Below are 10,868 nucleotides of genomic sequence, written 5' to 3'. Positions count from 1 at the left end.
GCATTGCAACTTCAGGTCCGAACGCGAGGCATGGATGCCGAGCTGGAAGCCCCCCACATGGATGTGTGTCGGAGCGTTGGCTACCTAGTGCGGGGGATGCGACAACGCAGTGCGTTAGGTACCTAGTGCGGGGGATGGGTCAACCTGGGATTTTGAGTACTGTGATCTTTGGTTATAAGATGAAACTCTTTAATATTGGGAAGCTGGATGCGAAGTGGTAATGTTCAGTGGATCACACCACACCAATAATGAAAGGGAAAACATATGAAGAAATCGAATCTTGCCTTAGCGATTGCCGCTGTGTTTGCTGTTCCCAGTGTTGCGTCGGCACAGTCGACGACTACAGAAACTGAGGCGACTCCAGAACCAGAACGTATTCAGGTGGTGGGCTCACGTTTAAGTGTGCGCACCGCGACGGAAACGTCATCCCCGGTTGATATCATCACTGGTGAAGACTTAATGGCGGCGGGCTTCACAGAAACTGCTCGGGCGCTTCAATATGCGATACCTAGTTTTAACTTCCCTTCGTCATCAATTACGGATGGCTCTGATGCGGTTCGTCCAGCGTCGCTTCGTGGCTTATCACCCGATCACACGTTGGTATTGGTGAATGGAAAACGTCGCCATACCAGTGCGCTCGTTCACCTCAATGGAACCACAGGGCGCGGTTCGTCGAATGCGGATTTAAACGCTATTCCAATTTCGGCCATTAAGCGCATTGAAGTGCTGCGCGATGGGGCGGCCGCACAATATGGCTCAGATGCAATTGCAGGCGTGATTAATATCGTTTTAAAAGATAACACCGAAGGTGGCAGTGCAGCGGTTAGTTTGGGTCAAACTTATGAAGGTGACGGTGAGCAGTTAAAGCTGCAGGGCTCAATGGGGATCAATCTGTTTGATCAGGGTGGCCTTACCTTATCGTTTGAGTACCATAGTAAGAATCGTACAAATCGCGCAGGTATTGATCCTCGCCAGCAGTACCCGCTGTTAGAAGACGGCTCTTTAGATCCGCGAGAGGAAACCTTTGATCGCCAGAGTCATCACGTGGGTGACGCGGAAGTTAGCAATTCAGCCCTATTCTTTAACACTTTCTATGAAATAGGGGATGGTGAGCTGTACGGCTTTGGTGGCTGGAGCGCTCGTGTTTCCGAGAGTGGCGCATTCTATCGCCGCGCTCTAGATCCGCGCAACCTTGAAGAGGTTTATCCGGATGGGTTCTTACCGATTTTAGCACCAGAAACGAACGATGCTTCGGTTAACTTCGGTTATCGTTTTGGGCTCTCAGATTGGTTCGCTGATGCGAGTATTGGCTATGGTGAAAGCGAATTTATTTACAAGCTCGAGAACTCACTGAATGCTTCGCTTGGCCCCGATTCACCTACAGAGTTTGATGCGGGTACGCTAGTGGCGAATGAGTTTACTGCCAACTTTGAGCTATCGCGCTTTATTCCGTTTGTGAACTACTCAGAACTTTCGTTAACGCTGGGCGCAAGCTATCGTGAGAATGCCTATCGGATTTATGCGGGTGATGAAGAAAGCTACATTGATGGTGAATTCGATGGTCGCCCGGCGGGTAGTCAAGGCTTCACCGGTTTCAGACCCGACTCAGAAGTGCGTGAATCCCGCAGTAATCGTGGTTTATATGTTGATGTTGAAAACCAACTGACCGACGATTTCCAATGGGGGGCGGCGGTACGTTTTGAAAACTATTCTGATTTCGGGAGTAACACCAGTTGGAAGTTATCGGGTCGCTATGCTCTTACTGATTCACTCTCGGTGAGAGCTACTGCAAACACCGGCTTTCGTGCCCCGAGTGTACAACAACTGTATTTTACAAATATATCGACGCTGTTTGTAAATCGTGATGGTGAATTAGTGCCGGAGCAATCGGGTACATTTAACAATATCAGCAATGTGGCTCGTGAGTTAGAAATCGGGAATTTACGCCCTGAAGAATCACAAAGCGTGAGTGCTGGTGTTGTATGGAGTGGTACCAATGGGCTGTCACTAACAGTGGATGCGTATCAAATTGAAATCGACGATCGAATTATCTTATCCAGTGCATTGATTCCAAGTGACTCTGAAGCTGTAGCGGATGCTTTAGCTGCAGCCGGTGCTGATAATGCTCGCTTTTTTGTGAACGCGGTAGACACTACAACTCGTGGTGTTGATGTGGTTCTGGCGCAAAACTTTGATCTTGGTGCCTATGGTCGACTGCGGGGGCAAGTGGCCTACGGATATAATGAAACGGAAATCGACCGCGTACAGCTGCCGGCTATTCTTGATGGTCTCGAAGATCGCTTGTTCGATAATGTTGAGCGGACACGCATGACTCGAAGTGTTCCACGGAACACGGGAACCATTAGTTTTAATCATCGGTTAAACGATTGGACGACTCATCTCGCTTTTAGCTACTTTGGAGAATATACACTGGAGAACAACCAAGGCGTGCAAACGAGCTTCAGTGGTAAATGGATTACGGACTTGAGTGTGCAATATCAAATCTCTGATCGGTTGGTCGCGAAAGTCGGTGCCCAAAACTTATTTGATGTGTACCCAGATAAACAGCGCCCGGAAAATCAATTCAATGGGATTTTCTTATATCCCAATACCAACGCCCCATTCGGTTTTAACGGTGGCTATTACTATGCACGCTTAAGTTACGTATTCTAATGACGTAACGACTTTTATATCAGCCGACCGCACGTGCTTTAGCTGCGGTCGGTTTTTTTGTGTGTACTTTTCCATAACAGTTGGACTATGCTCAGAAAATAGTACTTCGGAGGATACAAGATGACCGTTTCACCCTACATAGCTGTGCTGGCTGCAGCCCTTGTGATCCCAACAGCTGGGGCACAACAATCACAACTTGTGACAGGTATGGATTTAGTGACAGCGCAGCGTATTGTTGCTGCTTTGGATGGGCAAATACGGGATGTGGTGAGCACACCTACGGAGTTGGATATTGTTGCCATCGATCCGACAGGCCTGATATTCACGATCGAAGGTCGGGTGTGTGAGAATTCTAAGTGTGCTGGGGTTGAGTTCATCGTTTCTTATGATTTAGATGCGCCACCAGACTACAAGTTGATGAATGAATGTGCGCAAAATACAGTGGCTGCACGTTTTTCGATTTTCGATAACGGCCTCTATATTCAACGTTATGAGATCCTCGACCACGGGCAGCATTTCAATAATTTAGTTTTATCCTTGGAAGTGACATTGGATATCGGCGAAGCCGCAGCTGACTGTTACTTCGGTGATGATTATGACGATTGGGGTTGGTAACAGATCAAGGCGCTAGTAAAACACACGATTAAGTGGTGAAATCGCCTAATGACATATAGTCGGAACTGACCACGATTCCAATAAAATTACTTTTAATCAGTTAGTTAAGTTAATTGGCACAAAGATTGAATGACTCTCTATAAGTCTACTTATGGAGAGTTTTTTTATGCGTACGTTATTGATTGTATTATTAGTGGTGTTGGCACTGGCAGTGTTTGGACCTACGTTGTTGACGTGGCTTGTGAGCGGTCTATTTGCGATTTTAGTCCCGCTGTTTGTTGTGTTGTTGCTCGCTGGAATCGGCTTTTTCGTGGGGGCTGTGTTGTTAGGAAGCACCTTGCTAGGGCTCACCATTGTTGCCGGAGTCGTTCTCTTCGTTGGTTTTAGCTTGTTTTGGCCGGTCCTTCTCGTGTTTGCCGCTATTTGGCTTTTTACAACTACACGTACACAAGCTGCTTAAAGTTCTGTAAAGTAACTGCACAAATTCCAATAACAGGACATGGTCATGAAATGGTGTGTAGTACTACTTACAGGTTTGCTGAGTTTTACCGCTTTTGCCGCTGAATTGAATGTTGACGCTGATGACTTGTGGCTCCGACAATCTATTCCTGGGCAATCGAATGGTGCTGGATTCGGTATCATTACCAATAATGGCAGTCAGGATGTGCTCTTGATCGGCGGTACCATTGCTATCGCCGAGGACGTTGAGATTCATCGACACGTTCGCGAAGGCGAACAAATGCGTATGGAAGCGATGGATGCCTTAACGATTCCGGCGGGACAGTCTCTGGAATTGCAGCCCGGCGGTTATCACTTGATGCTGATGGCCCTAAGTGAACCTCTCGCCGTCGGTGATCAGCATGAACTGACCCTCGTATTTAGCGACGGGGCGACACTCAAGGTTAAAATTCCTGTAAAAGAGCTCGTGCAACGACAGGAATCGTCGCACCATCGTAACCACTAAATCATCCAACGCACGGACACTTTATGCTAGTCTAAGTGTCCGTTCTTAATCTAGTTTTCAGGTGGTCATTATGATGTTGCATAAGTACGTGCGCCATGCCGCGTTTGTATCCATGAGCAGCTTAGCGTTCGTCTCCGTAGCGCAAGCAGATATTTTTACTATTGAGGCGGAAGCGCAATATTGGCATGCAAACGGTAAGGGCGCTGATTCCCTGAACTTTCCAGATGTTGAGTTGGCAGAAACTGAATGGGATCGAGATGGTCAGCTCAGGCTGAGCGCTTCGTTACAGCATTTTATTCCATTGGTACCGAATATCCGATTCGAAACGCAGACACTTGATTTTCATGGCTTTACCGAAGGTGGTTTGCCACAACGTATTGATTTAGGCCATGAAACCTATACCTTATTTTATGCACCATTAGATAATGAACTTACTCGATTGCATTTCGGACTGAGTTTAAAGCGTGTACGTGGATATATCGAACGGAACTCTGAGAGTGGTCCGTCGTTGCGTGAAGCCATCGATGCGGACATTCCTATGGCTTATTTGCGTGCAGAAACAGGTTTACCCTTTACCGGGCTATCTGTATATGGGCAAGGTCACTTCTTCGCTTTCGATGACAACAAAGTGCAAGATGTTGAAGCGGGGATTCGCTATCACTTTATCGACACCATGATGCTGGATGGTTATGTAAGTGCCGGCTACCGCATGGTCAACTTCGAAATTGATGAAGGTGAGCGTCTTCAGGCCGACTATGATTTTCGTGGTCCTTTTGTGAGCGTGAACTTACGCTTCTGATTACAGATGGCTTACAAAAAACCCGCTCGTATGAGCGGGTTTTTTATTGATTGTTTCTCAAAGCCGGTGCTAACTAAAAGTACGAAATCACTTCGGCAGCATCCATTTGATATCCTACTAATGCAATATCGGCATCGTAGTGCTCCACCTTCATGGTGCCCGTTACCCAAACCGCATCGTAGGTTACCGGATAAGGAACGCCTTCTGGGAAGCGTACATGAATGATTTGATTTGGCGGCGGCGGTGGCACGTGAATACAGGCACCAAAGTAGGGTACCAATAGAAACTCAGTAACGCGACGGTCGTCGCCTTCGAGTTGTACCACATATCCAGGGATCTTCACTTTCTGACCGTCTAACTCCGGCACCAGAGGAGCATCGAGATTCGACTGTACCTGGGCATCCGGATTCATCTCATAAAACATAGGATCACGCACCGCCGGTGGTGTCCAATCGCTTGGGCGTAACTCTTTCCAATCAAGTTGGCGCACCTCGGCCGTTGCAGCGGTTGTAAAGAGTGCAAGAATGACAGTACAAACAACAGCATTAAAAGTCTTCATTTAAACCCTCATGGATAAACCGTCGGTGAGCGAGTTTCGATAAGCGCGCCACGCCGGAATAAGGCTAATTAAAAAGCCAGCAATGAGTACAATAGCCAGTCGTACTAATTCCGCTGTGGTTAATCCGCCGATGCTAATAACGATACCAAAGGCTTGTTGGATCCAAGGCGCCAAGGCGAGCATGAGCCCGTAAAGCAATGCCACACCCAGAACCATCCCGGCCAAAGTTAAGGCAACCGCTTCGCTGATCAGCAACGCAAAAATACGTCGCGGACCGGCACCAATGGAACGTAAGACCGCCATTTCTCGCCGGCGTTCACGTAAACTTGCAAGCAGAGTGGTTAACATACCAATCAAGCCGGTCAGCAAAACAAAGGCTGAGACAACAGTGAGCGCCCTTTCAAAACCGCTGAGCGTGCGCCAGAGCTCTTGTAAGGTTGTGCCCGGCATGATCGCCGTAAGTGGTTCATCGCGATAGGTATTGAACTCGCGCTGCAAGAAAATGGCCCGTGGACGGCTCTGCAGCCCTACTAAAAATGCGCTAATACCAGGAATAGGCGGAGCAGCTTGTTGCTCTGCATTATGTTCTTCATGAGCACCGTTGTGCTCATGTTCACTGTGGTGATGAGCATCCGCGGAATCCCCCGCGTGCTCGTGGTCATGGCCATGAGCATGGCTGTGAGCATCGTCATCATGTGCATGTCCACCGTGCATCATATCGAGGTCGCGCAGATGAATATATACGGCTTGATCAACCGGCGTGCCGGTGCGTTCGAGAACACCGCTAATCACCAGTGGGTGATCGTCGTGCTCGTGGAAACTTACACTGCCGGTGCCATGGGCCACCACTAAGTCATCGCCAATATTCAAATTCAGGCGACGCGCCACTTCGGCGCCGATCACCGCTTCGCCAATGTTAAAGGGTTGCCCAGAATCAAATACTAACGGCTGCTGGCGGCCGTAGCGGAAGTGTTCAAAATAACGGCTGTCGGTACCGACAACAGGAAATCCACGAACACTATCGCCGAGGGCAATGGGCACCGTCCACGCGATATGACGGTTTTGATCCCAGTGTTGGTAGGTTTGCCAGGAAATATTATTGGTTGGGTTGCCAATGTGAAATACGGAGTACAGCAACAGATTGACTGAGCCACTGCGGGCACCAACAATTAAATCTGTTCCTGAAATCGTATTGGCAAAGCCGGAGCGTGTTTCTTGGCTCACGCGCTCTACCCCTAACAGCAGGGTCACGGAAATCGCAATGGCAAATATCGTGAGCAGTGCATTGGATTTTCGACTGAGCAAACTGGCGAGGGCTAATTTAAAGAGACTCATACCTGAACCTCCTGCGCCGCAGCTCTGTTGATTGCGTTGAGTTCAATGACCCGATCAAAATGCGACGCTAAGCTCCCATCGTGGGTCACAAAGATCAGCGTAATTTGATGGCGTGCGCATTCGCTCTTAAGTAACGCCAAGAAGCTGTCACGTGCGTCGGCATCCAGCGCTGATGTGGGCTCATCGGCAATCAGAATCTCAGGCGCACCAATCAAGGCACGAGCGGCCGCAACACGTTGCTGCTGACCCACGCTCAACTCGCTTGCGGGATTGTGCCAAAGCTCGGAACTAATACCGAGCGACGTAAGTAAGCGTTTACATTCTTGTGCGGCGGATACGCCTGCTTGCTGTAAGCGTTGGCGTCGAGCGTTACTAAATTCTACCGCGAGCAGCACATTTTGCTGCACAGTAAGGAAGGGCAGCAGGTTGAATTGCTGAAAGATGTAACCCATGTGGTCGGCACGATAGCGGTCTCGCTGATGCTGCGACATGGTTTTCAGCGATTGACCGAGAACCTCAAGTTCGCCGGATTGTACATCGTGTACCCCCGCCAGTAACGACAGTAAGGTAGATTTGCCGCTTCCGCTGGGGCCACGAAGCACAACACGCTCACCGGAGTGAATGGTAAGCGTGTCGATGTCTAACGTAGGTTTTACTTGTCCGCGCCAGGTGTAAGCTAGGTTGCGGACAGAAATACATAAGTCTGCCATGGAACCGTTCCTCACGAAGGCGTGACGAGCACGCCTTATTTCGCTTCTTGAGCGCGTTGGTAAGAAGAAAGAATCTCAGCTTTTGCTGCAGCCGCGTCGGCCCAACCTTCTACTTTTACCCATTTGCCTTTCTCAAGCTCTTTGTAACGCTCAAAGAAATGCGTGATTTGTGCTTTAAGGAGTTCAGGTAGGTCGTTTACGTCCTGAATGTGGTCGTATTCTTTGCTAATTTTACTCACTGGCACCGCAACAACTTTGGCATCTTCGCCTGACTCATCGCTCATGTTCAATACACCCACGGGGCGGCAGCGGATCACAGAACCTGGTAGGAGTGGGTACGGAGTTGGAACCAGAATATCTACTGGGTCACCGTCTAACGACAAGGTATCGTTCACGTAGCCGTAATTGCACGGATAGAACATAGGAGCAGACATAAAGCGGTCTACCCAAACGGTACCGGTATCTTTGTCTACTTCGTATTTGATCGGATCTGCGTTGGCCGGGATCTCGATAATTACGTTCACTTCTTCAGGCAGGTTTTTGCCCGCAGGTACAGCATTAAGACTCATCGTCGTTTTCCTTTCACAAGTTCATATATTCTGTGTAGCCAACTAGTATACCGAAACACCATGGTTTAACTCAAAAGGTTCCGGTTCTAACTGGTTAATTCCTTATTTGGCGTCGGGCCGGTTACAGGGGTACTTTTTAAAATATGTTAAGCAGGTGTCCACTTCTTTGCGAGAACCCATAATCACCGATACGCGTTGGTGAATATGTTCTGGCTGGATCGACATAATGCGCTCATACCCAGTGGTGGCGCGTCCACCCGCTTGCTCCATCAAGAAGCTCATCGGGTTTGCTTCATACATTAAGCGCAGCTTGCACGGCTTGTCTGGGTTTCGTAAGTCTGCGGGGTAAGTAAAAATACCACTGCGGGTTAGTACACGATGCACGTCGGATACCATGGCTGCATTCCAACGCATGTTGAAGTTCTTCGCCCTAGGTCCTTCAGTTCCACGCAGTAAATCATCAATATATTTCTGCATCGGCGTTGTCCAGTGCCGCTGGTTCGACATATTAATGGCAAATTCTTGAGTTTCTTGCGGAATGGTAACGGTATCAACGGTGAGTAGAAACTCACCAACCGTATGGTCAAGGGTAAATACCCGCACACCATTACCCGTTGTCATGACCAAGAGTGTGCTAGGGCCATATAAAATATAACCGGCGGCGATCTGTTCATCGCCGGTTTGCAAGAATAATTCAGTGCCTTCAGCGGGATGATCGGGCTTCTCTAAAATAGAAAAAATGGTTCCAACGGAACCATTAATATCGATATTTGAACTGCCATCGAGGGGATCATAAGCCACCAAATATTTCGCATCAGGGTTGCCCATCACCACTTCATCTTCTTCTTCAGAGGCAACCGCATGAACAAGTTGGGTCTCTAAAAGCATATTTTTGATGAGCTGGTTAGAGACTACATCGAGCTTTTTTTGAACCTCACCTTGGATATTGGCATCGAGTGTTGAGCCAAGGGTACCCGCGAGGCTACCTTGATGTAGGCGATGAGAAATTTCTTTTGCAGCGGTGAGCAGGGTATTGATCACGGAAATTAAGTGTAAGGGTACGTGATCGCTATTCAGAACGGGAATCAGGCGTTGCATGATCAGCCTCTGTTTTTGTACGTTTAGGTCGTTGCCGGAAACGCCCGATAGTGTAACTGAAAACAAGCGTGGATGCTTCCTTTTTGCGCATTTTCAAGTGGATGATTCAGTTTGGGTGTAGTGCTACAATGGGCGGTTACGGCTTGGAGGTAGGGCGCAACTATGGCGCATATTCATATTCTTGGTATTTGTGGAACATTTATGGGCGGCATCGCAGCCTTGGCGACCGCTATGGGGCATCGGGTCACTGGCTCCGATCGCAATGTGTATCCACCCATGAGCACGCAGCTCGAAAAATTAGGCATCGCATTAACTGATGATCAGGATTTGACGCAACTCGAGCCGGCCCCTGACTTGGTGATTATTGGTAATGCGCTGAGCCGTGGTCATGCTTTGGTTGAAACGGTGTTGCAACAGCGCATCCGCTATACATCGGGCCCTCAGTGGCTCGGTGAGCAGTTGCTTCGGCACAAGCACGTGCTGGCAGTGGCGGGTACCCATGGCAAAACCACCACGGCGTCGATGTTAACCTGGATTTTGGAAGCGGCGGGCAAGCATCCCGGGTTTTTGGTCGGTGGCGTTGTACAGCCCTTTGGGCAAACCGCGCGCCTCACCGATAGTGAGTTATTTGTGATAGAAGCGGACGAATACGATACCGCGTTTTTCGATAAGCGTTCGAAGTTCGTGCATTACTTTTCGGACACGCTCATTTTGAATAATTTAGAATATGACCATGCGGATATTTTTCCCGATCTTGCCGCTATTCAGCGCCAGTTTGAGCATCTGTTACGCACTGTGCCCAATGATGGTCAGGTACTATACGCCAGTGACGAGCCGGCGCTCATCCCAGTGGTGCAATCGGCACCTTGGGTGAAACACAGTGGGGTAGGCCCCAGTGGCGATTGGGATGCGGAGTTGTTACGCGACGACGCGTCAGCGTTCCGGGTGATGTACGCCGGGAAATTGGTCGGAGAAGTCCATTGGGGACTTATCGGCGTACATAATGTTCGCAATGGCCTGATGGCCATTGCCGCAGCCGCGAATGTGGGCGTCGATATAGCAACGGCGTTACAAGCACTGAGTACTTTTGAGGCCCCAGCGCGACGTTTGCAATTGCGTGCCGACAAAAACGGGATTCGTATTTACGATGATTTTGCGCATCATCCGACGGCGATTCAAACCACGCTGCACGCTTTGCGTGCCCGAGTTGGGCGAGAGCGAATTGTGGCGATATTTGAACCACGTTCGAACACCATGAAAGCGGGCGTGCATAAAGACACCTTGGCGGCGGCATTTCGTGGCGCTGATAGCCTATACGCCTTGCAACCGGAAGGGGTGTCATGGCGTCTTGAAGATCTGTTTGCGTCACTCGCTATTCCGGTTGTAGTGCGTGATACGGTGGCGGAATTAGTAGCAGCGATTCATGCCCATGAACAAGGCCCAGGTCATTGGCTCGTGATGAGTAACGGTGGCTTTGGTGGAATTCATCAACAATTAATCGATTTGGCGCAGGTTGCTAATAAAAGCGGCTCGACCACACATTGAG

Annotated in this window: 11 protein-coding genes; 6 read left to right on the top strand and 5 right to left on the bottom strand. The window is 49.2% G+C overall.

Going from position 1 to position 10,868, the window contains the following annotated elements; genetic code table 11:
* The first annotated feature begins 264 nt into the window (after positions 1-264).
* From FM042_RS11080 to FM042_RS11060, 5 genes are all read left to right on the top strand, one after another.
* Positions 265-2,673: a TonB-dependent receptor plug domain-containing protein gene (locus FM042_RS11080; protein WP_143236512.1), complete on the top strand. Its 2,409-nt coding sequence runs from the start codon at positions 265-267 to the stop codon at positions 2,671-2,673.
* Positions 2,674-2,793: 120 nt separating this feature from the next.
* On the top strand, positions 2,794-3,288 hold the full coding sequence (locus FM042_RS11075) for a type III secretion system chaperone family protein (RefSeq protein ID WP_143236511.1): 495 nt from the start codon (positions 2,794-2,796) through the stop codon (positions 3,286-3,288).
* Between the two features lie 166 nt (positions 3,289-3,454).
* Positions 3,455-3,748: a hypothetical protein gene (locus FM042_RS11070; RefSeq protein ID WP_143236510.1), complete on the top strand. Its 294-nt coding sequence runs from the start codon at positions 3,455-3,457 to the stop codon at positions 3,746-3,748.
* Between the two features lie 45 nt (positions 3,749-3,793).
* Positions 3,794-4,252 (top strand): copper chaperone PCu(A)C, encoded by a 459-nt coding sequence (locus FM042_RS11065; protein ID WP_185960782.1) that lies wholly within the window; start codon positions 3,794-3,796, stop codon positions 4,250-4,252.
* Between the two features lie 70 nt (positions 4,253-4,322).
* The gene (locus tag FM042_RS11060) at positions 4,323-5,051 is read left to right on the top strand and encodes a TIGR04219 family outer membrane beta-barrel protein (RefSeq protein WP_143236508.1); all 729 of its coding nucleotides are present in this window, start codon (positions 4,323-4,325) and stop codon (positions 5,049-5,051) included.
* 73 nt (positions 5,052-5,124) lie between these two features.
* On the opposite strand, the gene FM042_RS11055 is transcribed toward FM042_RS11060, so the two are convergent.
* From FM042_RS11055 to FM042_RS11035, 5 genes are all read right to left on the bottom strand, one after another.
* Positions 5,125-5,610 (bottom strand): DUF3299 domain-containing protein, encoded by a 486-nt coding sequence (locus FM042_RS11055; RefSeq protein ID WP_143236507.1) that lies wholly within the window; start codon positions 5,608-5,610, stop codon positions 5,125-5,127.
* Complete coding sequence (locus FM042_RS11050) at positions 5,611-6,945, bottom strand: ABC transporter permease (protein ID WP_143236506.1); 1,335 nt, start codon at positions 6,943-6,945, stop codon at positions 5,611-5,613. It lies immediately after the preceding gene.
* Positions 6,942-7,655: an ABC transporter ATP-binding protein gene (locus FM042_RS11045; RefSeq protein ID WP_143236505.1), complete on the bottom strand. Its 714-nt coding sequence runs from the start codon at positions 7,653-7,655 to the stop codon at positions 6,942-6,944. The genes FM042_RS11050 and FM042_RS11045 overlap by 4 nt, the downstream gene beginning before the upstream one ends.
* Positions 7,656-7,690: 35 nt before the next feature.
* Entirely contained in the window at positions 7,691-8,224 is a 534-nt protein-coding gene (gene ppa, locus FM042_RS11040; protein WP_143236504.1) for an inorganic diphosphatase, read from the bottom strand.
* A gap of 102 nt (positions 8,225-8,326) precedes the next feature.
* Positions 8,327-9,322, bottom strand: coding sequence for a class 1 fructose-bisphosphatase (locus tag FM042_RS11035; protein WP_143236503.1), 996 nt, complete (start codon positions 9,320-9,322; stop codon positions 8,327-8,329).
* 162 nt (positions 9,323-9,484) lie between these two features.
* On the opposite strand from FM042_RS11035, the gene mpl reads away from it, so the two are divergent.
* Positions 9,485-10,867, top strand: a complete 1,383-nt coding sequence (mpl, locus tag FM042_RS11030) for a UDP-N-acetylmuramate:L-alanyl-gamma-D-glutamyl-meso-diaminopimelate ligase (RefSeq protein WP_143236502.1) — start codon at positions 9,485-9,487, stop codon at positions 10,865-10,867.
* The last annotated feature ends 1 nt before the right edge of the window (position 10,868 follow it).

The organism is Aliidiomarina halalkaliphila, assembly GCF_007096385.1.
Classification (GTDB): domain Bacteria; phylum Pseudomonadota; class Gammaproteobacteria; order Enterobacterales; family Alteromonadaceae; genus Aliidiomarina; species Aliidiomarina halalkaliphila.
Note: the sequence above shows the minus strand (reverse complement) of the source record. Positions and strands in the feature narration are given on the sequence as shown.

Excerpts from the sequence above, each read along its gene's own strand:
- FM042_RS11080 (WP_143236512.1), top strand. The coding sequence starts at position 265 with ATGAAGAAATCGAATCTTGCCTTAGCGATTGCCGCTGTGTTTGCTGTT.
- FM042_RS11070 (WP_143236510.1), top strand. The coding sequence starts at position 3,455 with ATGCGTACGTTATTGATTGTATTATTAGTGGTGTTGGCACTGGCAGTG.
- ppa (WP_143236504.1), bottom strand. The coding sequence starts at position 8,224 with ATGAGTCTTAATGCTGTACCTGCGGGCAAAAACCTGCCTGAAGAAGTG.
- FM042_RS11065 (WP_185960782.1), top strand. The coding sequence starts at position 3,794 with ATGAAATGGTGTGTAGTACTACTTACAGGTTTGCTGAGTTTTACCGCT.
- mpl (WP_143236502.1), top strand. The coding sequence starts at position 9,485 with ATGGCGCATATTCATATTCTTGGTATTTGTGGAACATTTATGGGCGGC.
- FM042_RS11055 (WP_143236507.1), bottom strand. The coding sequence starts at position 5,610 with ATGAAGACTTTTAATGCTGTTGTTTGTACTGTCATTCTTGCACTCTTT.
- FM042_RS11050 (WP_143236506.1), bottom strand. The coding sequence starts at position 6,945 with ATGAGTCTCTTTAAATTAGCCCTCGCCAGTTTGCTCAGTCGAAAATCC.
- FM042_RS11045 (WP_143236505.1), bottom strand. The coding sequence starts at position 7,655 with ATGGCAGACTTATGTATTTCTGTCCGCAACCTAGCTTACACCTGGCGC.
- FM042_RS11075 (WP_143236511.1), top strand. The coding sequence starts at position 2,794 with ATGACCGTTTCACCCTACATAGCTGTGCTGGCTGCAGCCCTTGTGATC.
- FM042_RS11060 (WP_143236508.1), top strand. The coding sequence starts at position 4,323 with ATGATGTTGCATAAGTACGTGCGCCATGCCGCGTTTGTATCCATGAGC.
- FM042_RS11035 (WP_143236503.1), bottom strand. The coding sequence starts at position 9,322 with ATGCAACGCCTGATTCCCGTTCTGAATAGCGATCACGTACCCTTACAC.